Annotated in this window: 26 protein-coding genes, 4 tRNA genes and 1 pseudogene; 8 read left to right on the plus strand and 23 right to left on the minus strand. The window is 59.4% G+C overall.

Annotation, left to right across the window (positions count from 1 at the left end; genetic code table 11):
- Positions 1 to 3: 3 nt before the first annotated feature.
- On the minus strand, positions 4 to 783 hold the full coding sequence (locus tag AF70_RS29135) for an ABC transporter substrate-binding protein (protein WP_018928073.1): 780 nt from the start codon (positions 781 to 783) through the stop codon (positions 4 to 6).
- 321 nt (positions 784 to 1104) lie between these two features.
- Here AF70_RS29135 and AF70_RS29140 point away from each other — a divergent pair.
- Positions 1105 to 1734: pseudogene (locus tag AF70_RS29140) on the plus strand (type 1 glutamine amidotransferase); the annotation flags it as partial.
- A gap of 152 nt (positions 1735 to 1886) precedes the next feature.
- Here AF70_RS29140 and AF70_RS29145 read toward each other — a convergent pair.
- Positions 1887 to 2321 (minus strand): rhodanese-like domain-containing protein, encoded by a 435-nt coding sequence (locus AF70_RS29145; RefSeq protein ID WP_019582137.1) that lies wholly within the window; start codon positions 2319 to 2321, stop codon positions 1887 to 1889.
- A 101-nt stretch (positions 2322 to 2422) separates the two neighbouring features.
- Here AF70_RS29145 and ftrA point away from each other — a divergent pair, with 101 nt between their 5' ends.
- From ftrA to AF70_RS29170, 5 genes are all read left to right on the plus strand, one after another.
- Positions 2423 to 3394 (plus strand): transcriptional regulator FtrA, encoded by a 972-nt coding sequence (gene ftrA, locus AF70_RS29150; RefSeq protein WP_028940396.1) that lies wholly within the window; start codon positions 2423 to 2425, stop codon positions 3392 to 3394.
- 228 nt (positions 3395 to 3622) lie between these two features.
- Positions 3623 to 3811 (plus strand): DUF1843 domain-containing protein, encoded by a 189-nt coding sequence (locus AF70_RS29155; RefSeq protein ID WP_018928077.1) that lies wholly within the window; start codon positions 3623 to 3625, stop codon positions 3809 to 3811.
- A 41-nt stretch (positions 3812 to 3852) separates the two neighbouring features.
- Positions 3853 to 4488, plus strand: coding sequence for a DUF1842 domain-containing protein (locus tag AF70_RS29160; protein ID WP_018928078.1), 636 nt, complete (start codon positions 3853 to 3855; stop codon positions 4486 to 4488).
- A 54-nt stretch (positions 4489 to 4542) separates the two neighbouring features.
- On the plus strand, positions 4543 to 5124 hold the full coding sequence (locus tag AF70_RS29165; RefSeq protein WP_018928079.1) for a DUF1842 domain-containing protein: 582 nt from the start codon (positions 4543 to 4545) through the stop codon (positions 5122 to 5124).
- A gap of 170 nt (positions 5125 to 5294) precedes the next feature.
- The gene (locus AF70_RS29170) at positions 5295 to 6758 is read left to right on the plus strand and encodes a GDL motif peptide-associated radical SAM/SPASM maturase (protein WP_028940397.1); all 1464 of its coding nucleotides are present in this window, start codon (positions 5295 to 5297) and stop codon (positions 6756 to 6758) included.
- 95 nt (positions 6759 to 6853) lie between these two features.
- On the opposite strand, the gene AF70_RS29175 is transcribed toward AF70_RS29170, so the two are convergent.
- Positions 6854 to 7219 carry an SPOR domain-containing protein gene (locus AF70_RS29175; protein WP_007938113.1) on the minus strand — a complete coding sequence of 122 codons (366 nt, stop codon included), beginning with the start codon at positions 7217 to 7219 and terminating at the stop codon, positions 6854 to 6856.
- A gap of 250 nt (positions 7220 to 7469) precedes the next feature.
- On the opposite strand from AF70_RS29175, the gene csrA reads away from it, so the two are divergent.
- Positions 7470 to 7664 carry a carbon storage regulator CsrA gene (csrA, locus tag AF70_RS29180; protein ID WP_007938114.1) on the plus strand — a complete coding sequence of 65 codons (195 nt, stop codon included), beginning with the start codon at positions 7470 to 7472 and terminating at the stop codon, positions 7662 to 7664.
- A gap of 193 nt (positions 7665 to 7857) precedes the next feature.
- On the opposite strand, the gene AF70_RS29185 is transcribed toward csrA, so the two are convergent.
- The 4 genes from AF70_RS29185 to AF70_RS29200 form a co-directional block, all read right to left on the minus strand.
- Positions 7858 to 8313, minus strand: coding sequence for a DUF2214 family protein (locus AF70_RS29185; protein WP_019582132.1), 456 nt, complete (start codon positions 8311 to 8313; stop codon positions 7858 to 7860).
- Between the two features lie 171 nt (positions 8314 to 8484).
- Positions 8485 to 9093 carry a hypothetical protein gene (locus tag AF70_RS29935; protein ID WP_231508973.1) on the minus strand — a complete coding sequence of 203 codons (609 nt, stop codon included), beginning with the start codon at positions 9091 to 9093 and terminating at the stop codon, positions 8485 to 8487.
- Positions 9094 to 9271: 178 nt separating this feature from the next.
- Positions 9272 to 9739 carry an anti-virulence regulator CigR family protein gene (locus tag AF70_RS29195; RefSeq protein ID WP_007935023.1) on the minus strand — a complete coding sequence of 156 codons (468 nt, stop codon included), beginning with the start codon at positions 9737 to 9739 and terminating at the stop codon, positions 9272 to 9274.
- Positions 9740 to 9941: 202 nt separating this feature from the next.
- Positions 9942 to 10018: transfer RNA gene (locus AF70_RS29200), tRNA-Val, on the minus strand.
- A gap of 183 nt (positions 10019 to 10201) precedes the next feature.
- Between AF70_RS29200 and AF70_RS29205 the strand changes: the two genes are divergently transcribed.
- Entirely contained in the window at positions 10202 to 11485 is a 1284-nt protein-coding gene (locus AF70_RS29205; RefSeq protein WP_019582130.1) for an FAD-binding oxidoreductase, read from the plus strand.
- A 73-nt stretch (positions 11486 to 11558) separates the two neighbouring features.
- On the opposite strand, the gene AF70_RS29210 is transcribed toward AF70_RS29205, so the two are convergent.
- The 16 genes from AF70_RS29210 to AF70_RS29285 all read right to left on the minus strand — a co-directional run.
- Complete coding sequence (locus tag AF70_RS29210) at positions 11559 to 13982, minus strand: TonB-dependent receptor (protein ID WP_026331919.1); 2424 nt, start codon at positions 13980 to 13982, stop codon at positions 11559 to 11561.
- 67 nt (positions 13983 to 14049) lie between these two features.
- Entirely contained in the window at positions 14050 to 15000 is a 951-nt protein-coding gene (locus tag AF70_RS29215) for a FecR domain-containing protein (RefSeq protein WP_028940399.1), read from the minus strand.
- On the minus strand, positions 14997 to 15506 hold the full coding sequence (locus AF70_RS29220) for a sigma-70 family RNA polymerase sigma factor (RefSeq protein ID WP_019582127.1): 510 nt from the start codon (positions 15504 to 15506) through the stop codon (positions 14997 to 14999). Before AF70_RS29220 ends, AF70_RS29215 begins: the two co-directional genes overlap by 4 nt.
- A 249-nt stretch (positions 15507 to 15755) precedes the next feature.
- Positions 15756 to 15832 (minus strand) — tRNA-Asp (locus AF70_RS29225).
- 105 nt (positions 15833 to 15937) lie between these two features.
- Positions 15938 to 16014, minus strand: a tRNA-Asp gene (locus AF70_RS29230).
- 54 nt (positions 16015 to 16068) lie between these two features.
- Positions 16069 to 16144: transfer RNA gene (locus AF70_RS29235), tRNA-Val, on the minus strand.
- 268 nt (positions 16145 to 16412) lie between these two features.
- Positions 16413 to 17189: an SDR family oxidoreductase gene (locus AF70_RS29240; protein ID WP_008007225.1), complete on the minus strand. Its 777-nt coding sequence runs from the start codon at positions 17187 to 17189 to the stop codon at positions 16413 to 16415.
- Positions 17186 to 18397 (minus strand): O-succinylhomoserine sulfhydrylase, encoded by a 1212-nt coding sequence (locus AF70_RS29245; RefSeq protein ID WP_018928087.1) that lies wholly within the window; start codon positions 18395 to 18397, stop codon positions 17186 to 17188. Before AF70_RS29245 ends, AF70_RS29240 begins: the two co-directional genes overlap by 4 nt.
- A 67-nt stretch (positions 18398 to 18464) precedes the next feature.
- The gene (gene purF, locus AF70_RS29250; RefSeq protein ID WP_018928088.1) at positions 18465 to 19970 is read right to left on the minus strand and encodes an amidophosphoribosyltransferase; all 1506 of its coding nucleotides are present in this window, start codon (positions 19968 to 19970) and stop codon (positions 18465 to 18467) included.
- Positions 19971 to 20011: 41 nt separating this feature from the next.
- On the minus strand, positions 20012 to 20572 hold the full coding sequence (locus AF70_RS29255) for a CvpA family protein (protein WP_018928089.1): 561 nt from the start codon (positions 20570 to 20572) through the stop codon (positions 20012 to 20014).
- A 98-nt stretch (positions 20573 to 20670) separates the two neighbouring features.
- Positions 20671 to 21333: an SPOR domain-containing protein gene (locus AF70_RS29260; RefSeq protein WP_028940400.1), complete on the minus strand. Its 663-nt coding sequence runs from the start codon at positions 21331 to 21333 to the stop codon at positions 20671 to 20673.
- Entirely contained in the window at positions 21317 to 22624 is a 1308-nt protein-coding gene (folC, locus tag AF70_RS29265; protein ID WP_028940401.1) for a bifunctional tetrahydrofolate synthase/dihydrofolate synthase, read from the minus strand. The genes AF70_RS29260 and folC overlap by 17 nt, the downstream gene beginning before the upstream one ends.
- Entirely contained in the window at positions 22621 to 23541 is a 921-nt protein-coding gene (gene accD, locus AF70_RS29270; RefSeq protein ID WP_007935172.1) for an acetyl-CoA carboxylase, carboxyltransferase subunit beta, read from the minus strand. Before accD ends, folC begins: the two co-directional genes overlap by 4 nt.
- A 212-nt stretch (positions 23542 to 23753) precedes the next feature.
- Positions 23754 to 24386: a phosphoribosylanthranilate isomerase gene (locus AF70_RS29275; RefSeq protein WP_018928092.1), complete on the minus strand. Its 633-nt coding sequence runs from the start codon at positions 24384 to 24386 to the stop codon at positions 23754 to 23756.
- Positions 24387 to 24449: 63 nt separating this feature from the next.
- Positions 24450 to 25274, minus strand: coding sequence for a tRNA pseudouridine(38-40) synthase TruA (gene truA / locus AF70_RS29280; protein ID WP_018928093.1), 825 nt, complete (start codon positions 25272 to 25274; stop codon positions 24450 to 24452).
- Positions 25275 to 25507: 233 nt separating this feature from the next.
- On the minus strand, positions 25508 to 25816 hold a 309-nt coding region (locus AF70_RS29285), incomplete at its 5' end, for a transposase (protein WP_169342507.1).

The raw sequence follows: 25816 nt of genomic DNA on the forward strand, positions 1-25816 counted from the left end.
GTATTAATGGCCGTAAACATCGAAGTTGAAGTACTTGTCCTGCACTTGCTTGTACTTGCCGTTGGCGCGAATTTCAGTGATGGCAGTGTTGAATTTGTCTGCCAGCTCTTTATCGCCCTTGCGCACGGCGATACCGGCACCACCGCCGAAGTACTTGGCGTCTTCGTAGGTCGGGCCGACAAACGCGAAGCCTTTACCGGCATCGGTTTTCAGGAAACCGTCGTCCAGGTTGACCGAGTCGGCCAGCATCGCGTCAAGGCGACCGGCAACCATGTCCAGGTTGGCTTCCTGCTGGGAACCATAACGCACCAGGTCGATGCCGGCCGGCACCAGCACTTCGGTGGCGAAGCGGTCATGGGTACTGGCGCGCAGTACACCCACTTTCTTGCCCTTGAGCTCGGTCAGTGGATCCTTGACGTTGGTGCCTTCCTTCATCACGAAGCGCGCCGGGGTGTGGTAGTACTTGATGGTGAAATCGACGTTCTTCTTGCGGTCGTCGGTGATGGTCATGGACGACAGGATCGCGTCGATTTTCTTGACCTTCAGGGCCGGGATCAGGCCATCGAACTCTTGCTCGACCCAAGTGCACTTCACTTTCATCTGTTCACACAGCGCGTCACCGATGTCCACGTCGAAACCGGTGAGTTTGCCGTCGGGGGTTTTCATCGAGAATGGCGGGTAACCGGCTTCGATCCCGAGGCGAATCGGTTTGGCGTCTTCGGCCACGGCGGTCAGGGACAACATCGACAGTGCCAGGGCACCGAACATCACTCGCTTCTTCATTTATAACTCCTGTGTGCGGAGGCTTTTATTGGCAGCTTTCGATTGGCAACTTTCGGCCAGTGAAGACCGAAGTGGCCGGCAGTCTAGAGCGGCTACAGGAGGGCAAATTGTGTTTAGGCGACAAATACTTATAAAAAAGAAGCCGAGGGATTCGAGGCACTTGAAGTGTGCTCCGAGGTGGTGCAAGGACTGTAGGACAATCCTTTGCTTCAGACAAAACCTACACGTTTTCGGGTACTGATCCGATCGAAGCGTCGCACTGGCGATGAACCATTTTTTGCCTCACATTGACCCACCAACCGCCCCCACAAGAGAAACGTGATGCCCGCGCTGAATCTGATCCAGCACCATCCTGCCGAAGGCCCCGGCGCCATTGCCGAATGGGCCCGGTCCCGAGGCATTACCCTGAACGTGTTTCGCGCCGACCTCGGTCAGTTGCCGCCGGTGAGCGCGGCACCGCTGATTCTATTGGGTGGGCCTTATGAATCAGGTGCCGGGCCGGCATGGCTGAAAACAGAGCGTCAGTGGTTGGCGGGCAGCCTGGATCAGGGCGCGGCGGTGTTCGCGATTTGCCTGGGGGCGCAGTTGCTGGCGCTGAGCCTGGGCGGCAATGTGCGGCGGATGGCTCACACCGAAACCGGCTGGACTACCGTGACCTTTACCGATGGCCAGACGCTGAAGGTGCTGGAGTGGCATGAAGACGCGATCGATCTGCCCCCCGCTGCGCAGTTGCTGGCCAGCAGCGAGGTTTGTGAGCAGCAGATGTATCACGTTGGCCCGACGCGGGTGGGGCTGCAGTTCCACCCGGAATGGAATGCTGAATCGGTGGCGATCCTCAATGAGCATTTTGCCGATGAATCGCCGCTGCCCCGAGAACCACAGGACAGCGCCGCCTACGCAGCTGTGTTTGACTGGTTGCAGATGACGCTGGATGGATGGTGGACAGTATCCTGTGGCGAGGGGGCTTGTCGGAACGCCGCACCGCCCCGTTGGGTCGCGAAGCGGCCCCAAACCAGTCACCGCGATCCCCAAGGATTTACGACTGCTTCGCAGCCGAACGGGGGCAAGCCCCCTCGCCACATTTGATCACCTGTATCTGAACGTCAGCATTCACAACCAATGACTGTCTTGGCGGTGCGAGCAACCACGACACTTAACTGAAACCCTTCATCCAGCCACCCGGTCACCCCGCCGATCATCTCCTTGACCGGGTAACCCAGTGCCGCCAATTTCACCGCAGCCTTGTTGGCGCCGTTGCAGTGAGGGCCGGCGCAATAGACCACAAACAGCGTGGACTTCGGATAGGCCACCAGGCTATCAGCTGTGATCAACCGACCCGGGATGTTGATCGCGCCTGGCACATGTCCGCGTTCGAACGCCAACGGTCCGCGCACGTCCACCAGAACAAAATCCACCTCGCCGGCCTCTTGGCTGCTGTAGACGTCGGAACAATCAGTTTCGAAGGTCAGACGATTGCTGAAGTGCATCAGGGCGATGGCGGACGGGGCTGCGGGAATCTCGCGAACCAGGCTAGGCATGAGCTGTACTCCAAAGTCTCAGTGGGTGTGAGAAAACTTTATCTGCTCCGGCCTTGCCGCTACAGTGGCGCACAAGACACTCACCGGGAATTTTCCGCCAAATGCAGCCCACCCCAAGTTTAGTCGCGATTCTGGCCTACGACGGCCTCTGTACCTTCGAATTCGGCATTGCCGTGGAGATCTTCGGCCTGGCGCGGCCAGAGTTCGATTTCCCTTGGTACGAGCATCGCATCGTCGCCGTCGATCAAGGGCCGATGCGCGCCATGGGCGGCATTCAGGTGCTGGCCGACGGCGGGATGGAACTGCTTGAGCGCGCCCGAACCATCATCATCCCCGGCTGGCGCGACCGTAACGCGCCGGTGCCCGAACCCTTGCTCGCCGCCCTGCGCCAGGCCCATGCCCGGGGCGCGCGGTTGCTGTCGATCTGTTCCGGGGTATTCGTACTGGCGGCCACCGGTTTGCTGGACGGTCACGGCGCCACCACCCATTGGCGCTACACCGCTGAACTGGCCGAGCGCTTCCCGAACATTCTGGTGGATCCGGACGTGCTGTATGTCGATTCGGGTCAGTTGATCACTTCGGCCGGCAGCGCCGCCGGCATCGATGCCTGCCTGCATCTGGTCGCGCGGGATTTCGGCACGCAGGTGGCCAACTCGGTGGCCCGGCGGTTGGTGATGTCGCCGCAACGCACCGGCGGCCAGGCGCAGTTCATTCCGTCACCGGTCAGCCCGACGCCGCGCAGCGATCTGTCGCGGGTCATGCAGTGGGCGCGGGAACGTCTGCATGAACCGCTGGAGGTCCGCGACCTCGCCAGCGAGGCGGCCATGAGTGAGCGCACGTTCCTGCGGCGGTTCACCGAAGCCAGCGGTATGCCGCCCAAAGCGTGGCTGCAGCATGAACGCCTGGCCCGGGCCCGCGAGCTGCTGGAGAGTACGAATCAAAACACCGACCAGATTGCCCAGCACTGCGGTTATCGCTCGGTGGAGAGTTTCCGGGTGGCATTTCGTAGCGTGGTCGGCGTGCCGCCTTCGGTGTATCGGGAACGGTTCGGGCGCAAGGTCAGTGCTGTTTGAATCCATCACTCATTATCAATGGCGATAACAACAATAATGAATGATGAGAAAGCGCGTTAATCTATCGCCATTCTTAATATCAAACACTTCATACCCAAACGCGTCGCTATTAATAAAATAATATTAAACATTACTCCGGTGCAGTCCATTGCATATTTATCGGCGCCTGCTTAACTGCAAAAACTGCTGATGACAGCAGTGCCCGCAAACACCACGGAAGGAATCGTTATGAGCACTTCAACTCGCCATAGCATGCCCCCCTATGGGGTGGCCATCCAAGGCGCGATCAAGGCAGGCGACCTGCCGCAAATGAAGACGCTGTTGAAACAACGCGATGCATCCACACCAGAAAATAAAGAGCTAAAAACTGCTTACGAGCAGTTGGTTAAGGAAATCGCACGCCTGGAAAAGCACTAATAGCTATTTCCGCGCCCCTTATTGCAATGGAGGCAATAATTATGTCTGGTTCCAATCAACAACCTGTCGGCTTGTTCCCACTCTGCTACCGAATTGGTACTTCGGCCGCGGGCGCACAAAACCTGGCACTCAATCTTCTGGTTTTTACCCCAGATCAAACGGTAAGCGGCACTGCCGAAATTACTCAAGCCACTAACCCTCCACTGGATGTGCACTCCGATGTCTGGGGCGAATACACCTACCTGACGGTCATGAGCCCTGGCGTCAGCAAGATCCTGATCACCGCTCAAGGCAATAACGGCGGCCCAGGCTCGAACTCAATCGTGAATTTCAAGTTGCATCTGGTGGTCGGTAGCGACTGGAGAGAAGGTGTCGCCAATTACGAGTACTTCAATGGTGAACGGTGGGTCCAGGTCACTGCCCCCGCTCATCTTGTCGAGGCGGTACCCTCCAACGCTTATAAATCAGTGCCTTTGGAGCCCGGCCCGGTCATTCCAGCCTATCCACCGATCATGCCGCTGTACGCCGCACCGATTCAAAGTGCCATTGCCAGCGGTGACCTGGCCCAGATGAAAAACCTGGCCCGCCTGGCCCAACAACAACTGGATCAGCAACCCCAACTGCAGAGCGCGCTTGAAACGGCCAAGGGCGAAATCAGCCGGCAGGAACGCCGCTGACCCGCTCACGAAACATGCCCGAGTTGTCCTGAATACAAATAAGGGAGTAGCACAATGTCAATCGGACTATTTCATACCCGCCTGAATGTCAGTAGTCACCTATTGGGCGCACCGGTTTTAACCCTGGACCTGCTGGTAGATACCGTAAAGAAAAAAGTCAGCGGGGTTGCCAGCATTTTCCAAAGCACCTATCCGCCTCTCAACTTCCGTGCCCGTGTATGGGGTGAGTACTCCGAGGCCAAACTGGTGCCGACAGCCGAAAACCACATCATCCTCACCTTGGCGGGCAGCCCCAGCGGCCCTCTCAGCCAGATCGCCCAGACTTTCGGCTTGAAAGGCATTTTAGGCGCCGATTGGGCGAGCGGTTATGTCGACTACAAGTACCAGGACCAGGGTATCTGGCATTACGTGAAACACGCAGCTGTCAGCCAGGCCCCAGTGATTGAGCGCCCAGAGCATCCGCACCATGCGGTGCCGCTCTATGCCGTCGCGGTACAGCAAGCGCAAACCAGCGGTGACCTGGCGCAACTGAAGTCCGTGGTGAGCCAGGGTGAACAGCAATTGGCCAACAGCGGTGCCCTGCGCAGCGCTCTGGAGCAGCTGAACGCTGAAATCGCCCGCCTGGAGGCCCGATAACCCCAGGCAGTTAAGCGCAAACCCATGTGGGAGCGGGCTGGCTCGCTCCCACATGGTCCGCGCTATTGACCAACAACAAAAGGTAAATCCGGTCGCGCCATTGACTCAAGGAAGGCGCGAACACTTCGATGGATTCGTGCCGCGCACGCGTTGGTGCGCAAGGATTTCCCATGTCAGACAGTCGCCCTGCCCGCTACCTCAGTGAAACCGACCTCAAACGCTACGTGCCGGTGCATGTGGTCTGGGAAATCACTCTGGCCTGCGATCTCAAATGCCTGCATTGCGGCTCACGCGCCGGCCATCGACGCCCCGATGAACTGAACACCCGGGAGTGCCTCGATGTCATCGATTCCCTGGCGGCACTCGGCACCCGCGAAATCACCCTGATCGGCGGTGAAGCCTATTTGCGCAAGGACTGGACCCAACTGATCCAGGCTATCCACGATCACGGCATGTATTGCGCGATACAAACCGGTGGGCGCAACCTGACGCCCGCGAAAATGCAGGCAGCGGTGGACGCCGGACTCAATGGCGTCGGTGTGTCACTGGATGGACTGGCCCCACTGCATGACGCAGTGCGCAATGTTCCGGGCTCGTTCGACAAGGCGGTGGACACCCTGCGACGCGCCAAACAGTCCGGGCTTGCGGTGAGCGTCAACACACAAATCGGCGCGGCCACGTTGCCCGACCTGCCCGAGCTGATGGACCTGATCATCGACCTCGGCGCCACTCACTGGCAGATCCAGCTGACGGTCGCCATGGGCAATGCCGTCGACCACCCGGAGCTGCTGTTGCAACCCTACCAACTGCTGGAAGTGATGCCGCTGCTGGCGCGCCTCTACCGCGAAGGGGTTGATCGCGGCCTGCTGATGAACGTGGGCAACAATATTGGTTACTACGGCCCTTACGAGCACATGTGGCGTGGCTTCGGCGACGAACGCGTGCACTGGAGTGGCTGCGCCGCCGGCCAGACCGTGCTGGCGCTGGAAGCCGACGGCACGGTAAAGGGTTGCCCGTCATTGGCCACGGTGGGGTTTTCGGGCGGCAACGTACGCAACATGAGCCTGCACGATATCTGGCACTACAGCGAAGGCATGCACTTTGGTCGCCTGCGGGGGGTCGACGACCTGTGGGGCTACTGCCGAGGCTGTTACTACAACGACGTCTGCCGTGGCGGCTGCACCTGGACCTCGCACTCCCTGCTCGGCAAACCCGGCAATAATCCCTACTGCCATTACCGCGCGCTGGACCTGCAAAAACGCGGGCTACGCGAGCGCATCGTCAAACTCGAGGACGCGGCAAAAACCTCCTTCGCCGTCGGACGTTTTGATCTGATTACCGAACGCATCGATACCGGCGAGAAGGTCAACAGCGTCAGCGACAGCGGCCAGGTGATCAAACTGGCCTGGGCGAACCAGGGCCAGAAATCGCCTGACGAAGGACGTATTCCACCGCAACTGGCGCTGTGTCGTGGCTGCTTGCAGTACATCCATGCACACGAAGTGACGTGCCCCCACTGCGACGCTGATGTCGCCGCCGCGGAAGCCGTGCACCAGACAGACCGTGCCCGGCAACAAGCGATCATCAACACTCTGACCGGCCTGCTGGGATTGCCGCAAAATAACTTGATGTAACGTTTATGCCGACGCATCACCAGGGAAGCGACCTCGCAGATCGCTTCCCCGACACATCACCCGGCATGCGGGTCTGCGCGTTGCGAAAAGGTCGGTTACTGAGCCGTCGGGTGTTCGACGATCAGCGATTCGATGTTCATCTTTTTCGCCCGGGTCAGCGCCGCCGTTATTTCAGCTTGCCTGGCCTGCGCCTCGGCTTGCGAACCGAACGGCCCGACCAGAATACGAACCTTTCCATTTTCCTTCACGACGTTGGGAACGAAGCTGTGCTCAATCAACCAACCGCTCAGGTCACTGACCGCCTGGGGTGTCTCGCCACGCACTTCGACGTCCCACTGCGGGCCCGTTACCGCAGCGGGGACGGAGGCGACTGCCGGTTGCGGCTTTTGAGCGTCAACCCCTTTATCCTCACCGCATCCGGCCAGCGTCAGTACCGCGATTACCAAGACCATTTTGCGCACAACGCTTTCCTCCGAATGCTTAAAGCGGCGATTTTAACATCCATGGATCCATCCGGAGTGCCGCAAAATGGGCTCAAAACAACGAGAATGATGGTGGCGGCCTCTGTATAGTTACACCTTGGGAATTAATGCAGCATCTGCGCGTCAGAAAGAGGCACCCAAACCGTGAAACTTCGCACTAATCTATATCTAATACCGACCTCTGCACTGTCCGAATCAGGTGCCCTACAAAGCAATCAAGGAGAAAACCATGCTGATACTCACCCGCAAAGTCGGTGAAAGCATAAATATCGGTGATGACATTACGATCACCATTCTGGGCGTTAGCGGCCAGCAAGTCAGGATTGGCATCAACGCCCCGAAAGACGTTGCGGTGCATCGCGAAGAAATTTATCAACGCATCCAGGCTGGCCTGACCGCCCCGGACAAGCCGCAAACGCCCTGAATCCTGCTGCAGTCAGTAGCCAGCCCATTCTGCCTCGAGTAACGGCTGGCTAAGATTCAAGTGCCGCATCGTTCTGCGCTCCGTCTCTCTTTGCGATGCTATCGCAACACGGAGCCGATACTACTGCCCTGGCTCCTGCCATGACTGTCAGACGTTTCGCATTTGCCGCGAGAAAGAGCGCTCTCCTGCCCGGTTAGCCAAACGTCACACCACGCGCCATGCCCGTAGCCGCCACGACCATCAGCACCAGCAACAGCGCCTCGATATGGCTGATACGGGCAAACAGCGTTGCGCGCCCGGTATCGATTGCCGCGCCGCGCCCCAGCGCAATCCGCCATTTGATCAGCGTCACCATCGGTGCAATCTCAAGCAACAGGATGAACACGAAGAGCGTCATCTTGAGATGAAACAGGGGTTGGTGAAGATAGTAATCAGTGCCTTTTTCATACCCGCCAAAGGCTCGCAGCCCACCCGTGATCAGCAGAGTGACTGCAGAGATCCCCCACAGATTATCTGCAATCAAAACACGGCGAGCGTCCCCTGCCCCGGCACTCAGACGACGCAACGCCGTACCGCGGGTCAGTACAGCCCAAAAACCCAGACCAAAGGCCAAGAGGTGAACCGCCGCCAGAAACCAGTGAGCCAGCATCGACATACTCCCATCAGGACAAAGTTGAATTGGCATTACAGTAGTAGCCCATCGTGTGGGATTTGCTCACGCAGGTGGCTGGGCTGATCTCCCGCACCTCGCCACCGGGCAAATTGCAGGCGAAAAAAAACCGGGTTCCTGATGGATACCCGGTTTTTGAGAGTCTTGGACTTAATCCAGTCGTTTCGAGATCGAAGTGCGAGCGCTGCTCAACCCTTTGGTGTTGTGATCGCCAGGAGTAGTTGCCGAAATGGCAGAGGCCTTGGCAACTCCTCGTGTGTCCCTGGAATGCGCAATGCCCGAAGTGACTGCGCCATGGCCGCGATCACTGTTACGTTCGCTACCATAGTGGTTGCCTTTGAGGCCATGGTCCCGGACGGCTTTGCCAGCGTGATCACTGCTCAAGCCGGCACCACGGCCGACGTGGTCGCTACTCAAGCCTGCACCACGGCCGACATGGTCGCTGCTCAAGCCTGCGCCGCGGCCGACGTGGTCGCTACTCAGACCTGCGCCACGGCCGATATGGTCGCTACTCAAGCCGGCACCACGGCCATTGCTGCTGTCGCCGCCGGAATGGCCAGAACCGCCGATACCACCATGACCACCGCCGTTACCGCCGCCATTGCCACCACCGTTACCACCGCCGCCACCACCGCCATTGCCACCATCCTTCGCGTAGGCGGAGCTCATGATGGACAGTTCAGCGGGCAATAACGGGGCGGCTGCAAGCATCATCACGCAGGACATGACGGCAACAAAACTCTTGTTTTTTAATAGCATGGTGAGGTTCCGTGGAGGTTGATATTGCACGGAATAATTGACCGTCTCCCCCCCATACAGTTCAAAGGCCGGCGACCAGCGGGCAGGCAATGTGCAGCGATCGAACCGGCACACTGCTTCCCGTGATGTTGCTGGTCGTTATGCTGCAAGGGCGCAATTGAAATTTATCGCCCTCACATCAATCGAACGCACCATTGAGCACCTCGTAGATGATCCCGGTAGCGATAGCCACCAAAATCAAGTCAGTGCCAGCCTGCTGCCACTCATAGCCATCGTAGTGGGGAAGCTGGCCGAGCAGACGGCCATCGAGTTTTTTGGCGATCCCCGGCGGCAGAGGTTTACCGCGCGCAAGGTTTTTCTGAATACCGGGTGGCAAGGCGGGACCGGGGCTCCAGTAGTCGCGATAACCACCCACGATGCCAAGGACGCTACCGTGGTTGATGCTCGGGCCGTGACTCCAATCGTCCCCCCCTGAACCTTTCCCTTTGTTTCCATGGCCGGAGTTGCCATGGTCCTGGTTGTATTGTGGATTTCCCTTGCCTCCTCCCTGGCCTTTCCCGTTTCCCGGGTCGGCCAATGCAGTCACTGAACCAGACACCAAGGCAAGACACGTCATAGCGGCGATCAACGAGCGAGATCTAAACATATCCGTTCTCTCCGAAAGGGGATGTCCCCTGAAGAATGTAGACGGCTATGGCGGTATTAGTTCAGCAACAGTGTTTACTGGAAGTAAGGCGCCGAGTTGGCGTTTTTGAGGATTTTGCAAAAGCCAGGTAAATCGCAGACAACAAAAAAGGGCCCACCTTTCGGTGAGCCCTTCCAGACCGCCCAGCAGAGCGGATTTTGTTTGGTAGGCGCGATTGGACTCGAACCAACGACCCCCACCATGTCAAGGTGGTGCTCTAACCAACTGAGCTACGTGCCTGCTGTGAGGCGGCATTCTACGGAATTCCGGAGGGGTGTCAACACCTTTTTTTCACCTAACCCTATGAATATGCAAAATATTTAATTTCGCTGTGGCAAAGAAGATTTTCCGGTGGCTGGCGGTCGATTTTTAACTCGGGTAGGATCAATGCACTCGTAAAATATATTAAACAGAGGCTGCAGGATGGCGAACACTCCCTACCCAGAGTCCTATTACGCCGCGTCGGCCAATGCGGCACCAGCGCGCCCGGCCTTGCAGGATGATGTAGAGACTGATGTCTGTGTAATCGGCGCCGGTTACACCGGCCTGTCCTCTGCCCTGTTCCTGCTGGAAAACGGTTTCAAGGTTACGGTGCTGGAAGCCGCCAAGGTCGGTTTCGGTGCGTCGGGACGCAACGGTGGCCAGATCGTTAACAGCTACAGCCGTGATATCGATGTGATTGAGCGCAGCGTCGGCCCCAAGCAAGCTCAGTTGCTGGGGCAGATGGCGTTCGAAGGTGGGCGGATCATTCGTGAACGAGTGGCCAAATATAATATCCAGTGCGACTTGAAGGATGGCGGTGTGTTCGCCGCCATTACCGACAAGCAGATGGGCCATCTGGAGTCTCAGAAGCGCCTGTGGGAGCGTTTCGGTCACACGCAGCTTGAGCTGTTGGATCAGCGTCGCATCCGCGAGGTAGTGGCTTGCGATCAATATGTCGGCGGCATGCTCGACATGAGCGGCGGGCATATTCATCCACTCAATCTTGCCTTGGGCGAAGCAGCAGCCGTGGAGTCGTTGGGCGGCACTATTTACGAGCAATCGCCGGCAGTGCGCATCGAGCGCAGTGCCAACCCGGTGGTGCATACGCCTCAGGGCAAGGTCAGGGCCAAATTCATCATAGTCGCCGGCAACGCGTACATCGGCAATCTGGTGCCGGAGCTGGCGGCCAAGTCGATGCCCTGCGGGACTCAAGTGATCACCACCGAACCCTTGGGCGATGAATTGGCCAAGCGCCTGCTGCCTCAGGACTACTGCGTCGAAGACTGTAACTACCTGCTCGACTACTACCGCCTGAGCGCCGACAAACGCCTGATATTTGGTGGCGGCGTGGTGTATGGCGCGCGGGATCCGGCGAACATCGAGGCGATCATTCGACCGAAGATGCTCAAGGCCTTCCCGCAACTCAAGGACGTGAAGATCGATTACGCCTGGACCGGCAATTTCCTGCTGACCCTGTCGCGTCTTCCTCAGGTCGGGCGACTGGGCGACAACATCTACTACTCCCAGGGTTGCAGTGGCCACGGCGTGACATATACGCACCTGGCGGGCAAGGTACTGGCTGAAGCATTGCGCGGACAGGCTGAACGCTTCGACGCCTTCGCCGACCTACCCCACTATCCGTTCCCTGGCGGGCAATTGCTGCGTACGCCGTTCGCAGCGTTGGGCGCCTGGTATTACGGATTGCGGGACAAGCTCGGATACTGACCGATAGAGGTGAAAAAGGGGCCGCTGAACGCAGCCCCTTTTTTGTATCCGCCGGGGGAAGTCAAACCCTGATTCAGAAGTCGACCGTCGCCGAAACGAGGTAGGTTCGTGGGGTCGAGAGCGTCAAGCCCGGCTCACTGTCATCCGAAGCCCCAGCCGAGCTCCAGTAGCGCTTGTCCGCCACGTTCTCGACATTGGCACGCAGGGTGATGTTCTTCTCGTCGATCTTGAACGCGTAACGTGCGCCCACGTCGAAACGCTCCCAAGAGTCGATTTCCTTGTCGTTGGACTGGTCCAGATACTGTGAACTGGAATAGATACCACGGCTGGTCAGGGTCAGGCCCTGTACGGTCGGCACGTCCCACTCGGCGCCCAGGTTGACGTTGTATTTCGGCGTCGCAGGCGCCCGGTTGCCGTCAAAGGTGCCATTGGTGGTATTGGTCAACTCGCTGTCGATGTACATGACACCACCCAGTAGGCGGAAACCCTTGAGTGGCTCACCGAACACACTCAGTTCCACACCGTCGTTTTGACGCTTGCCGTTCGGGCCGAAGACTCGCGTCGTGGCGTTGGTCTCATAGGCCGGCTGCTTGATCCGGAACACCGCAGCGGTCACGGCGAACGCACCCGCGTCATACTTGGCGCCGACCTCGACCTGCCGGCTGATGAACGGCGGAAATATCTCGTCTTCATTCACCGAAGTCGACGGCGCGATCTTGCCTTGGCTCAAGCCCTCCATGTAGTTGGCATACAGCGACAATTTGTCGGTCGCCTTGAACAGGATGCCGCCCGACGGCGAAACCTTTTCCTCGTCGTAGGCTGTGTCGCCTTTGACGTTATCCGTCCAGTCATCAACCTTCACGCGCTGCCAGCGAGCGCCGAGGGTCAGCAGTAGCCGATCATCGAAGAAACCCAGTGTGTCGGACAACGCCACGCCGCTGAAGCGGTTCTCGGTGTAGACCTTCGAATCGAATCGAGTGGGCCTGACAGGTGTTGGTGTTTCCACCGGTTCGTAGAGGTTGCTGCGAGTAGCGGCATAACGGGCACCGCCATTTTCGAAGTCCATGTAGAAATAGCTGGCGGCCAGGTTAACTTCATGGCTCACCGGACCAGTATGAAACCAATTGCGCACCCCTGCCGTGGCCGTCCGGACATTTTCGTCGCGGGTGAAATCACGTGGCTGAACGCTGAAATCACCTGCGTTGTTGGTGACCGCGACGGCATGCCGGAGAAAGTCATGGTTGCTTTTACGCGCGCCCACACCGCCGTACAGCATGACGGAATCGCTGACATCGAATTCACCGTTCACCGCGCCGAAAGTGTCGTTGGTACTCGCCTTGCTCCAAGGCTGCGCATAGTTGCGGCGGACATCGCTGGCATGCGGAACCTGGGCGTTGGCGCCGACCTGCACGCGCTCCTGCGGCGCGTTGGTATCGCGCTCGGTGCGTCCGATATCCGTCGACAGTCGCAGGCGCTCACCGCGAAAATCCAGGCCCAGCACGGCCATCTCGCGGTCGACACTCTGATGGTCCCATTCGGTGTCGCCGGACTGCTTCACGCCGTTGAAACGAATACCGAACTTGTTGTCTTCACCAAAACGCCGGCCGACATCCACGGCGCCTCCCACCTGACTGTCGGAAGCGTAGCTACCGGTGAGAGAAGTGATGGGTTTGTCGGTCGCGCGCTTGGGCACCACGTTGATCCCGCCACCCACGGCGCCTCGCGGCGAGATGCCGTTGATAAGCTGGCTCGGGCCTTTGAGGATGTCGACGCGGTCGGCCATCTCCATGTCGACCGTATAGGTCGGCAAGACACCGTATAGACCGTTGTAGGCGACATCACTGTTGAACAGACTAAGCCCACGAATGGTGAACTGCTCATAACGCCCACCCGCCGGGTTGGTGGCGCGAACCGAAGGATCGTTGGCGATTAGGTCGACCAAGGTACGAGCCTGCTGGTTTTTGACCACCTCGCTGGTGTAGGAGGTCATGCTGAATGGCGTTTCCATAAAGTCTTTTGAGCCCAGCAAGCCTTGCGAACCATGGCGCGCAACCTGGCCGCCGGCATACGGATCGCCGCCAGCCGAGTCGGTGGCACCGAGAATCGAGGTGGGAGCCAGTTGCAGGCTGCTGCCTTCTGGCGCCGGAGTCAGGATGTACGTTTGTTCGCCCACTGGCTGCAGTTGCAGACCGGAACCCTGCAACAGCCGGGTAAAGCCCTCCTCGACCGCAAATTCACCGGATAAGCCGGCGCTGCTGCGCCCCCCTACCAACGCCGGGTCCACCGAGAGGTTGACCCCGGCCAGCCCGGCAAACCTGGTCAGCGCATCGCTCAGGCTCCCGGCAGGCACTTGATAACTGCGCCGGGTGGCGTCTTCGGCCCAACTGGAAGTGATGAACAACGGACTGGCACTCAGGCTCAGCAACAGGCTCAGGTGCAACAACGGACGCAGACCGGAAGCAGCCGGACGCGGACAGCAAGGCATTACTGTGGGCATTGAAGAAGCTCTCTTGATTCGCTCGGTTGCCTTGAATGACAAGCGAGTCGAAAAAAGGGGACAGGCTTCACACACTATTTTTACGCGGCAGCAACGTCACCCAGTAACGCGTACGCGAATGCACCTCCAGTGGCAGACTGGCCGCGAGCAGCGTCAGCACGCGATCGGTGTCGTCCAGACGGAAACTACCGGTGACGCGCAGCGCCTCGAGCGCAGGCTCCCAGCGCAGGACACCCGGTCGATAACTGCTAAGCTCACGCAGGAAATCCCCCAGCGGCCGATTTTTTGCCATCAGCACGCCTTCGCGCCAGCCCGGCGCGAGCACATCGAATGCAGTTGTCGACCCGGCACCGCCCGCTTGAAGGTCAACCTGCTGACCACCGCGCAATGACAAGACTGGCCCCTGCAACGGCTGCAATTGCAGGAAGCCGCTGTATACCGACACTCGGCATCCGAGTGCATCCTGCCGCACACAGACCTCGCTTTGACTGACTATAACTTGCCCAAATCGTGTCTGGATCGTCAATGGCGAGGCGTCAGGCACCTTCAGTGATATTTCACCCTCTACCAACTTCAAGCGCCGCCCCTGCACATCCACATCAACGGCGCTAGCTGTGTTGAGCTGCAGGAAGCTGCCATCGGCAAGCTGCACCTGCTTGCGCTCCCCAGTGGACGTATGCAAGTCGGCCCGCCAGACCTCCAGCGGTAATTGCCGGCTGATCAGCCATGCCGCCGGCACCAACACCACTGCACCCAATGCGCGCTTGAGCACCACGCGCCTACCCGGCTCAGGGCGATCCAGACTTTGCAGCGCCAACGCCGAAGGCAGATCGGCAAAACGCTGACGCAAGGCTTGAGCTTTCTGCCAGGCCTGCTCGTGACTGACGCAACTGTCACGCCACCGTTGCAGGCCGGCGTGATCCTGCTCATTCGCACTGCCGGACTCCAGCAAGGCGAGCCACTGCGCGGCGGCGCGCACTATCTGGCGAGCCTCCACCGAGGGCGACGGACTACTCACATCTCCACCAACAGGCAATGCTCGTAGGCTTGCGCCATGTAGCGCTTGATCGTGCGTTCCGACACCCGCAGGCGCTCGGCGACTTGCTGATAATTCAAGCCTTCCAGCTGACTCCAGAGAAACGCCCGTCGCACCGCCGTCGGCAGTCCGTCGAGCAATTCGTCCAGGGCTTGCAGGGTTTCCAGCAGCAGCCAGCGCTGCTCGGGAGACGGCACACTGCCTTCAGGCAGCGAGGCCAGGGCATTCAAATAGGCTTGCTCAAGACTACGACGCTGATAGAAGTTGCTCAGCAGTCGCTTACCCACAGTCAGCAGATAGGCGCGGGGCTCCTGCAGGTCGGAAATCCGTTGAGAGCTGGCAAGCAAGCGCAGGAACGTATCTTGACTGAGGTCCGCCGCGTCAAACGCGTTGCCCACGCGCCGCCTCAACCAGCCTTCAAGCCAGCCACGGTGATCGCGGTACAGGTCGTGGAGGGTTTGCTCCTTCGGCATCGCTGCATCACTCATCTCAAGAAGTCCTGCGCCAAGGAGTCATCGTAAATGAGAGTGATTCTAATTAATATCGATGCCGTGAACCAAGTTCTTTGTGCATCGGGCGTGCAGAAAGCTAATGTCGGGAAGGCGCGAAAGAAGAAAAAGCCAAATCGCAGACACAAAAAACCCCGGTCTTTCGACCAGGGTCTTTGCTATCGACTCGAAGATTGCCAACGGCCTTCTTCGTAGCTCCAAGGCGTTCAGTGGGCCTTGAGGCAGATATGGCGCAGCGGACGGGACTCGAACCCGCGACCCCCGGCGTGACAGGCCGGTATTCTAACCGACTGAACTACCGCTGCGTATCGCTTTGAGCTGACGCTCAAGTAACTCGTCTGATTGAAACTTCGAGACTTTTCGATCTCGCTTTTCAATCTCGAACCAGGGCAAACCTGATTCGGAAAATATGGCGCAGCGGACGGGACTCGAACCCGCGACCCCCGGCGTGACAGGCCGGTATTCTAACCGACTGAACTACCGCTGCGCGTCGGTGGAGGCTTTTCAGCTTCCCTCTTGCTTACACAAGAGTCTCAAGAGTTGGTGGGTGATGACGGGATCGAACCGCCGACATTCTGCTTGTAAGGCAGACGCTCTCCCAGCTGAGCTAATCACCCTTTGCATCTCTGAGGCCGCGAAATTTACGCAGGTGCCGAAGCTAAGTCAATACCCCGCTTGAAGTTTTTCTAAAAAAGACAAAATCGTGTCATTCCGGACGAGGTCGACAACCGTCAGACCGCTTTCGCGAGCAGGTTCGCCCCCACAGTGGACCGCGCTTCTTCAGACAACAGGTTTTCTAATGTGGGAGCGACCCGACTCTAGGCGGCGAGCCGACGATGATGGCAACACATTCAACATCAATGCCGGGGCAGCGCACCTGCCCCGTTACTCGCTGTAAATCATCTTCTTGGTCATGCCACCATCGACCACAAACTCCTGGCCCGTGACGAAACCAGCGTTCTTCGACAGCAACCAGGCCACCATTGCCGCCACGTCTTCGACGGTCCCTACCCTGCCCGCCGGATGCTGCGCATGATCAGCGTCAGTCAGCGGTTCGGCGCGCCGTGCCGCTGGATCCCGCGCATCGATCCAGCCGGGACTGACCGCATTGACACGAATCTCTGGCCCCAAACTGATGGCCAAGGCGTGAGTCAAGGCCAACAGGCCGCCCTTGCTCGCCGCATAAGCCTCTGTGTCGGGTTCCGACTGCGCGGCGCGGGTTGAGGCCAGGTTGACGATGGCGCCGCTGTGAGCGCGCAGGTACGGCGCACAGTGCTTGGCCAACAGCATTGGCCCACTGAGGTTCACCGCCAGCACCCGATTCCAGTAGGCCAGGTCGAGGCTTTCCAGGGTGATGTTGTGCGGATCGGCCACCGCCGCATTGCACACCAGCGCATCCAGACGCCCGAACTGCCCCAGCACCTCGGCCACACCCAGCGCCACCTGCGCTTCATTCGCGACGTCCATGGCGATGAACCAGGCGTTTTCGCCGAGCACCTTCGCCACTTTCGAACCACGCTCGCGATCCAGATCGGTCAGCACCACCTGCCAGCCTTCGCTGATCAGCCAGGCCGCAATGCCCAGGCCAATGCCGCGCGCGGCACCGGTGACCAGCGCGACGCGGCCATGGGTACCCGTGGTCGGCGTCGACAACTCGATCACAAGGCAGCCAACCCGCGCGCCAGATCGGCTTGCAGGTCGGCCACGTCTTCCAGACCGACCGCAATGCGGATCAGGCTGTCACGGATCCCCGCAGCTTCACGCTCTTGCGGCGCCAGACGGCCATGAGAGGTGGTGCTCGGGTGCGTGATGGTGGTTTTGCTGTCGCCCAGGTTGGCGGTGATGGAGATCAGGCGAGTCGCATCGATAAAGCGCCAGGCGCCCTCTTTGCCGCCTTTGACCTCGAAACTCACGACCGCACCGAAACCCTTCTGCTGACGCTGGGCCAGTTCGTGCTGCGGATGGCTCTTGAGGCCGGCGTAATGGACTTTCTCGATGCCGTCCTGCTGCTCCAGCCACTCAGCCAGTTGCTGGGCATTAGCGCAATGCGCCTTCATGCGCAGGCTCAGCGTTTCCAGGCCCTTGAGGAAAATCCAGGCATTGAACGGACTCAGGGTCGGCCCGGCAGTGCGCAGGAAACCGACGACTTCTTTCATCTGCTCGCTGCGACCCGCCACGACACCGCCCATGCAACGACCCTGGCCGTCGATGAACTTGGTCGCCGAGTGCACGACAATGTCCGCGCCCAGCTTCAGTGGCTGCTGCAGTGCAGGCGTGCAGAAGCAGTTGTCGACCACCAGCATCGCGCCCTTGGCGTGAGCGATTTCCGACAGCGCGGTGATATCTACCAGCTCGGCCAGCGGGTTGGACGGCGATTCTACAAAGAGCAGTTTGGTGTTGGCCTTGATCGCCGCATCCCAGCCGGACAAGTCCGCCAGCGCTACGTAATCGACTTCGATGCCAAAGCGCTTGAAGTATTTCTCGAACAGACTGATGGTCGAGCCGAACACGCTTCGCGACACCAGCACGTGATCGCCGGCACTGCACAGGCTCATTACCACCGCCATGATCGCGGCCATGCCAGTCGCCGTAGCCACGGCTTGCTCGGCGCTTTCCAGCGCGGCAATGCGCTCTTCGAACGCGCGCACGGTCGGGTTGGTGTAGCGCGAGTAAACGTTACCCGGCACTTCACCGGCAAAGCGTGCAGCCGCGTCGGCGGCGGTACGGAATACGTAGCTGGAAGTGAAGAACATCGGATCACCGTGTTCGCCTTCCGGCGTGCGGTGCTGACCGGCGCGTACGGCCAGGGTATCGAACGCTACGCCTTCGAGGTCGCTGTCCAGCCGACCGGCATCCCAATCCTGACTCATGCTGTCACTCCTTGCCTTGCTCTTTATTTAGTAGATACAAAACCGGCCCCTCAGGGCCGGTAGTTACTCAGTTGTTGTACAGATCAATGATCGCACTGACTGCCTGGGTCTTGACCTTGGAGGCATCGTTACGTGCCTGCTCGATCTTGTTCAGGTAAGCCTCGTCGACGTCGCCGGTGACGTAATGGCCGTCGAACACCGCGCAATCGAACTTGTCGATCTTGATCTTGCCGCCACCGACCGCTTCGATCAAGTCAGGCAGGTCTTGATAGATCAACCAGTCAGCACCGATCAGGTCGGCCACGTCCTGAGTCGAACGGTTGTGGGCGATCAGCTCGTGAGCGCTCGGCATGTCGATGCCGTAGACGTTCGGGTAACGCACGGCCGGGGCCGCCGAGCAGAAATAGACGTTTTTGGCGCCGGCTTCGCGAGCCATCTGGATGATCTGCTTGCAGGTGGTGCCGCGAACGATGGAGTCGTCCACCAGCATCACGTTCTTGCCGCGGAACTCCAGTTCGATGGCGTTGAGCTTCTGGCGTACGGATTTTTTCCGCGCAGCCTGACCCGGCATGATGAAGGTCCGACCGATGTAGCGGTTCTTCACGAAGCCTTCGCGGAACTTGACGCCCAAGTGGTTCGCCAGCTCCAGGGCCGCGGTGCGGCTGGTGTCCGGAATCGGGATGACCACGTCGATGTCGTGGTCCGGACGCTCGCGCAGGATTTTCTCGGCGAGCTTCTCACCCATGCGCAGGCGGGCTTTGTAAACCGAGACGCCGTCGATGATCGAGTCCGGACGCGCCAGGTAGACGTGTTCGAAGATGCACGGGGTCAGCGACGGGTTGGTCGCGCACTGACGGGTGTGCAGCTTGCCGTCTTCAGTAATGTAGACCGCTTCGCCGGGTGCCAGGTCGCGAATCAGGGTGAAACCGAGCACGTCCAGCGAAACGCTTTCGGAGGCGATCATGTACTCGACGCCTTCATCGGTGTGACGCTGACCGAAAACGATTGGGCGGATGCCGTGCGGATCGCGGAAACCGACGATGCCATAACCGGTCACCATCGCCACGACCGCGTAACCACCGACGCAACGGTTGTGCACGTCGGTGACGGCCGCGAACACGTCTTCTTCAGTCGGCTGCAACTTGCCACGCTGGGCCAGCTCGTGTGCGAACACGTTGAGCAGCACTTCCGAATCGGAGTTGGTGTTGACGTGGCGCAGGTCAGATTCGTAAATCTCCTTGGCCAATTGTTCAACGTTGGTCAGGTTACCGTTGTGCGCCAGGGTGATGCCGTACGGCGAGTTGACGTAGAACGGTTGAGCTTCGGCCGAGGTCGAGCTGCCCGCGGTCGGATAACGCACATGGCCAATGCCCATGTGGCCGACCAGGCGCTGCATGTGACGCTGATGGAACACGTCACGCACCAGGCCATTGTCCTTGCGCAGGAATAACCGGCCATCGTGGCTGGTCACGATACCGGCAGCGTCCTGGCCGCGGTGCTGGAGGACGGTTAGCGCGTCATACAGCGCCTGATTGACGTTCGACTTACCGACGATACCGACGATGCCACACATGCGACGCAACCCCTACTTAATGGATCTGAACTGAACACAACTCACTGAGGCGTTTTGGCCGTCGGCAAGAGGTGCTCCTTGAACGGAATATCAGCGGGTACGCTGATTCCGCTGGCAAGCCACTGACTGCTCCACCCGAGGATCAGGTTTTTGGACCAGTCTGCGACCAATAGAAATTTTGGCACGAGCTGTGACTCTTTCCACCACTCGTCCTGCTGTACCGGCCCCAGGCTCAACAGCCCGACCGCCACGACCACCAGCAACACGCCACGCGCACCGCCAAAAGCCATGCCGAGGAATCGATCGGTCCCGGATAGCCCGGTGACGCGAACCAACTCGCCGATAAGATAATTGATCATTGCGCCTACGATTAAAGTGGCGACAAACATGATGGCACAGCCCGTGATCACACGCGCCGACGGCGTAGCAATATATCCGCCCAGGTACTCGGACAATGAACCACCGAACATCCAGGCAACGACTCCTGCGATGATCCAGGTCAGCAGCGAGAGTGCTTCCTTGACGAAGCCGCGGCTCAGACTGATCAAAGCGGAGATGGCGATGATTGCAACGATCGCCCAGTCAACCCAGGTAAATGGCACAGTGCAGCCTACAGACAGATGAGGCGGCGCATTTTAGCAGAGCCCATGGCTGTCGGTAAGCTGAGATTGTCAGTGCTTTTCAAATCGGGGCGATAGATTTAGCCGCGCTCAGGCTGGAAACGCACCACAAAACCCTTGAGGTTCTGCTGGCGACTCAACAAATCACGCAGACGATCGGCTTCCGCACGCTCGATCAGCGGCCCGACGAACACTCGATTCTTGCCATCGGCGGAGCGAATGTAGGCGTTATAGCCTTGGCTGCGCAGGGTTTTCTGCAAACTTTCAGCGCTCTCACGGCTCGCCAGGCTGGCCAGTTGCACCGACCAGCTGACCGACAGGCCATTGGCATCGACGCGACTTGGAGTAGCGACCGGCTTGGTCGGTGCAACCGCGATTGGCTGGGCAGGTGCCGGTACAGGCTTGGCAACTGGCGCTGCTGGCGGCGCGACTGGCTTGGCAGCCGGCGGCGCTGGCGCTACGGGAGCCGTTGGCGCAATCGGTGCCGACGGCGCTTGCTGCTCGGCAATTTCGTCGTCGCTTGGCACAGGCTCTTGCGGCAATGGCTGCGGTTCAGGCACCGCCACCGACTCGATCTGCACTTGCGGTATCGAGGGGGCATGCGGTGCGGCAGGCGCGTCGACCCTTACCTGGCGCTGTTCGTCCTGACGGGAAAACAGCATCGGCAAGAAAATCACCGCCAGCGCCACCAGCACCAGGGCACCAACCATGCGCTGCTTGTACGCCTTATCCAGCAAAGCCATTTGCCCCTTCCTCCGTGGAGTGCCGGGCCAGCCACTCAAGGGCCTCGGCGACACAATAAAATGATCCGAACAACAGAATCTCGTCGTCGCTCGTCGCCTGTGCGCATTGCCCTTCCAGGGCAGCGGCCACACTGTCATAGGACGTAACCGAGGCACCAAGGTTCTGCAACGCTGCGTGCAACTGAGCTACCGGCCGTGCCCGCGGCGAATCCAGCGGCGCGACGGCCCAATGCTGGACACTAGCATTCAATTCACCGACAACACCATCCAGGTCCTTGTCCGCCAACAACCCGAACACCGCCAGACGCTTGCCGGCCAGCGGTCGACTGGCCAGACGCCGAGCCAGATATTCTGCCGCGTGAGGGTTGTGCCCCACGTCCAGCAGCAGATTCAGACGCTTGCCCTGCCAGTCGAACTGCCGACGATCAAGACGACCGACGATCCGCGTCGCTTTCAACGCTTCAATAATCTGCGCATCCACCCAAGGCAAACCGAGCAGAAGGTAAGCCTGCAACGCCAGTGCAGCGTTTTCCATCGGCAGATCGAGCAATGGCAGATCGTGCAATTCGACCGCACGCCCTTGAGCATCAACGCCGCGCCATTGCCAGTTGTGATCGGTGATACCGAGGTCGAAATCGCGCCCACGCAGGAAAAACGGGCAATTGAGCTCGCGCGCCTTATCCAGCAGAGGTTGAGGAGGATTCAGATCGCCGCACAGTGCAGGCGCGCCCTGGCGGAAGATTCCGGCCTTTTCGAAGGCCACGGATTCGCGGGTATCACCCAGGTAATCCGCATGGTCGACACCAATGCTGGTGACCAGCGCGATATCGGCATCCACCACGTTGACCGTGTCCAGGCGCCCGCCCAGGCCGACTTCCAGCACCACTGCATCAAGACCGGCCTGTTGAAACAGCCAGAACGCCGCCAGGGTGCCCATTTCGAAGTAAGTCAGGGATGTTTCACCGCGACCGGCCTCGACCGCGGCAAAGGCTTCGCACAGCTGCGCGTCAGTGGCTTCGACACCATTGACCTGCACCCGCTCGTTGTAACGCAGCAGGTGCGGAGAATTGTAGACACCCACGTTCAGGCCCTGCGACCGCAGCAATGAAGCCACGAATGCGCAGGTAGACCCTTTGCCGTTGGTGCCGGTGACCGTGATCACCCGAGGCGCCGGCTTGCCCAGCCCCATGCGGGACGCTACCTGTTGCGAACGCTCCAACCCCATGTCGATGGCCGAAGGATGCAACTGTTCAAGGTAGGCGAGCCACTCGCCAAGGGTGCGCTCGATCATAGGTTCGCAGGTACCGGTGGGACTACGATCGGCTCGACTGGTGCGGCGACGAATTTAGGTGTCGGCTTGCCGGTCAGTTGTGCCAGCAGGTTGCCCAGACGCGGACGCAGTTCCTGACGAGGGATGATCATGTCGATCGCGCCGTGCTCCAGCAGGAACTCGCTGCGCTGGAAGCCTTCCGGCAGTTTTTCGCGAACGGTTTGTTCGATCACGCGCGGGCCGGCGAAACCGATCAGGGCTTTCGGTTCACCGACGATCACGTCGCCGAGCATTGCCAGACTGGCGGAAACACCACCGTAGACTGGGTCGGTCAGCACCGAGATGAACGGAATGCCTTCTTCGCGCAGACGTGCCAGCACCGCGGAGGTCTTGGCCATTTGCATCAGGGAGATCAGCGCCTCCTGCATCCGTGCACCGCCGGAAGCGGAGAAGCAGATCATCGGGCAACGGTTTTCCAGGGCGTAGTTGGCGGCGCGCACAAAGCGCTCACCGACGATGGCACCCATCGAGCCACCCATGAAGGAGAATTCGAAAGCCGACACCACGACCGGCATGCCCAGCAAGGTGCCGCTCATGGAGATCAGTGCGTCTTTTTCGCCGGTCTGCTTTTGCGCAGCGGTCAGGCGATCCTTGTACTTCTTGCCGTCACGGAATTTCAGACGGTCAACCGGCTCCAGATCCGCGCCCAGTTCGGCACGACCTTCAGCGTCGAGGAAGATGTCGATGCGCGCGCGTGCGCCAATACGCATGTGGTGGTTGCACTTGGGGCAAACGTCCAGGGTCTTTTCCAGCTCCGGACGATACAGCACCGCCTCGCAAGACGGGCATTTGTGCCACAGACCTTCAGGCACCGAGCTCTTCTTGACCTCGGAACGCATGATCGAAGGGATCAGTTTGTCTACTAACCAGTTGCTCATGCTTTCTTTCTCCAGTACCGGCGGCCCGAACGCTCTGGTTCGCAGCCCCGCGTATGCCCTTGAGCTAAATTCATATGTGTAGCGATGATCGATGGATTGCCGGGTCAGCGAGATGCTGACCTGCGTACAACCCAAAAACTCTCAGCCATGCCTGCTTTGTGCAGGTGCACCTCTTTTGTACAGAGCAGTGGACGGCGGCAGTCTGCCAGCCGTCACATCAACGACGTGCTACCGCGTACCGCTTTGATGAACGCCTGAATCTTTGCGTGATCCTTGATGCCCTTGCTCGCCTCTACCCCTCCGCTGACATCCACCGCGTAAGGCCGAACCCGGGCGATCGCCTCGGCGACGTTATCTGGCGTCAAGCCCCCCGCCAGGATGATCGGCTTGCTCAAGCCTTGCGGTATCAGTGACCAGTCGAAGGCTTCACCGGTTCCACCGGGAACACCTTCGACATAGGCGTCGAGCAAAATACCGCTGGCGCTTGGGTATGCATCACAAGCTGCCGCGATGTCATCACCGGCCTTGACCCGCAATGCCTTGATGTACGGCCGGTGCCAGCCTTCGCAATCAGCGGCGGTTTCGTCGCCATGGAACTGCAACAGGTCCAGTGGCACGGCGTCGAGGATTTCCCCCAACTCGCAACGACTGGCGTTGACGAACAAACCCACGGTGGTCACGAACGGCGGCAAGGCCTTGATGATCGCCCTCGCCTGCTGGAACGTCACGGCCCGCGGGCTTTTGGCGTAGAACACAAATCCGATGGCATCGGCCCCGGCCTCGACCGCCGCCAACGCATCTTCTATGCGGGTAATCCCACAAATTTTGCTGCGAACGGCCGACATGTCGATAGAACCTCAGGGCAATTGCGGGAAAGTCCCGGATGGTATCAAAAGCGTTCGAAGGCGTCAGCCGTCAAGTTCCGAGAAGCCGGTGAGGAAGTGTGGGCCGATGTAACGCTCGGGCAATTCGAACTCGTCGCGATACTCGACTTGCACCAGATACAGGCCAAACGGATGAGCCGTCACCCCACCGGAACGGCGAATGCGACTCTCCAGCACCTCTTTCATCCACTCCACGGGACGCTCGCCAGCACCGATAGTCATCAAGACGCCTGCGATGTTGCGCACCATGTGGTGCAGGAACGCGCTGGCACGGATATCCAGCACGATCATTTTGCCATGGCGGGTAACGCGCAGGTGATGCAGCTCCTTGATCGGCGACTTGGCCTGGCACTGGCCGGCACGGAAAGCACTGAAGTCGTGGGTGCCGACCAGATACTGAGCGGCCTCGGACATGCGCTCGACGTCCAGCGGGCGGTGGTTCCAGGTGATTTCCTCGTTCAGGTGCGCCGGGCGGATCTGATCGTTGTAGATCACGTAGCGATAGCGCCGGGCGATGGCTTTGAACCGCGCATGGAAATGCGCCGGCATGACCTTGGCCCAGCTGACGCTGATGTCGTGCGGCAAGTTGATGTTGGCACCCATGACCCAGGCCTTCATCGAGCGCTCTACCTGGGTGTCGAAATGCACCACTTGGCCGCAAGCATGCACACCGGCGTCGGTGCGCCCGGCGCAATGCAGCGACACGGGTGAGTCGGCGACTTTGGACAAGGCCTTTTCAAGAAGCTCCTGCACCGTGTCCACACCGGAGGCCTGACGTTGCCAGCCGCGATAACGCGAACCTTTGTATTCAACGCCCAACGCGATCCGGAAAAAGCCGTCGGCCGCCATTTCGGCGGCCGGATTATCTATATTTGCCAAGGGGTGACAGCCTGCTGATCTACGCAAAGGCAGGCATTATAAGGCCGCTGGACCGGGATGCCAGAGCCGTGTGATTTCTGTGCTTCGCCCAACCAGTTCAACTGCTGACAGTTGTGCTGGATGTGAGGCCTCTTCGCGGGCAAGCCTCGCTCCTACAGTGATTGGGGCGTCCGCATATCCCCCTGTAGATACTCTGTTCACGGTCAAGCTTTTAGCAGATGTTTTTCGCTGAAAAGCTTGGCCGTATCGAAATCCTCTCCAGCGCGTATGCAGGCCCACAAGCCTGTCAGGTATTTGCGCATAACCGCACAGATGGCCTGCATTTTTCGTTTTCCACGACCGACTAGCACGTCGTAAAAAGCCTTCACATAAGGATCGCAGCGGATCGCTGACATGGCAGGCATGAACATCGCCGAGCGCAGGTAGGCGTTGCCACCCTTGCTCAGGCGTCCGGGCTTGTCGATGCTCGTTCCAGACTGGGTCAGTCGCACGTCCAGCCCTGCATAACGACT

Source organism: Pseudomonas sp. KD5 (assembly GCF_012932895.1).
Taxonomy (GTDB): Bacteria; Pseudomonadota; Gammaproteobacteria; order Pseudomonadales; family Pseudomonadaceae; genus Aquipseudomonas.

What these genes read in the sequence shown, in the direction of transcription:
- AF70_RS29135 (WP_018928073.1), bottom strand. Translation starts at nt 783, where the DNA reads ATGAAGAAGCGAGTGATGTTCGGTGCCCTGGCACTGTCGATGTTGTCC.
- AF70_RS29145 (WP_019582137.1), bottom strand. Translation starts at nt 2,321, where the DNA reads ATGCCTAGCCTGGTTCGCGAGATTCCCGCAGCCCCGTCCGCCATCGCC.
- ftrA (WP_028940396.1), top strand. Translation starts at nt 2,423, where the DNA reads ATGCAGCCCACCCCAAGTTTAGTCGCGATTCTGGCCTACGACGGCCTC.
- AF70_RS29155 (WP_018928077.1), top strand. Translation starts at nt 3,623, where the DNA reads ATGAGCACTTCAACTCGCCATAGCATGCCCCCCTATGGGGTGGCCATC.
- AF70_RS29160 (WP_018928078.1), top strand. Translation starts at nt 3,853, where the DNA reads ATGTCTGGTTCCAATCAACAACCTGTCGGCTTGTTCCCACTCTGCTAC.
- AF70_RS29165 (WP_018928079.1), top strand. Translation starts at nt 4,543, where the DNA reads ATGTCAATCGGACTATTTCATACCCGCCTGAATGTCAGTAGTCACCTA.
- AF70_RS29170 (WP_028940397.1), top strand. Translation starts at nt 5,295, where the DNA reads ATGTCAGACAGTCGCCCTGCCCGCTACCTCAGTGAAACCGACCTCAAA.
- csrA (WP_007938114.1), top strand. Translation starts at nt 7,470, where the DNA reads ATGCTGATACTCACCCGCAAAGTCGGTGAAAGCATAAATATCGGTGAT.
- AF70_RS29185 (WP_019582132.1), bottom strand. Translation starts at nt 8,313, where the DNA reads ATGCTGGCTCACTGGTTTCTGGCGGCGGTTCACCTCTTGGCCTTTGGT.
- AF70_RS29935 (WP_231508973.1), bottom strand. Translation starts at nt 9,093, where the DNA reads ATGCTATTAAAAAACAAGAGTTTTGTTGCCGTCATGTCCTGCGTGATG.
- AF70_RS29195 (WP_007935023.1), bottom strand. Translation starts at nt 9,739, where the DNA reads ATGTTTAGATCTCGCTCGTTGATCGCCGCTATGACGTGTCTTGCCTTG.
- AF70_RS29205 (WP_019582130.1), top strand. Translation starts at nt 10,202, where the DNA reads ATGGCGAACACTCCCTACCCAGAGTCCTATTACGCCGCGTCGGCCAAT.
- AF70_RS29210 (WP_026331919.1), bottom strand. Translation starts at nt 13,982, where the DNA reads ATGCCCACAGTAATGCCTTGCTGTCCGCGTCCGGCTGCTTCCGGTCTG.
- AF70_RS29220 (WP_019582127.1), bottom strand. Translation starts at nt 15,506, where the DNA reads ATGAGTGATGCAGCGATGCCGAAGGAGCAAACCCTCCACGACCTGTAC.
- AF70_RS29245 (WP_018928087.1), bottom strand. Translation starts at nt 18,397, where the DNA reads ATGAGTCAGGATTGGGATGCCGGTCGGCTGGACAGCGACCTCGAAGGC.
- purF (WP_018928088.1), bottom strand. Translation starts at nt 19,970, where the DNA reads ATGTGTGGCATCGTCGGTATCGTCGGTAAGTCGAACGTCAATCAGGCG.
- AF70_RS29260 (WP_028940400.1), bottom strand. Translation starts at nt 21,333, where the DNA reads ATGGCTTTGCTGGATAAGGCGTACAAGCAGCGCATGGTTGGTGCCCTG.
- folC (WP_028940401.1), bottom strand. Translation starts at nt 22,624, where the DNA reads ATGATCGAGCGCACCCTTGGCGAGTGGCTCGCCTACCTTGAACAGTTG.
- accD (WP_007935172.1), bottom strand. Translation starts at nt 23,541, where the DNA reads ATGAGCAACTGGTTAGTAGACAAACTGATCCCTTCGATCATGCGTTCC.
- AF70_RS29275 (WP_018928092.1), bottom strand. Translation starts at nt 24,386, where the DNA reads ATGTCGGCCGTTCGCAGCAAAATTTGTGGGATTACCCGCATAGAAGAT.
- truA (WP_018928093.1), bottom strand. Translation starts at nt 25,274, where the DNA reads ATGGCGGCCGACGGCTTTTTCCGGATCGCGTTGGGCGTTGAATACAAA.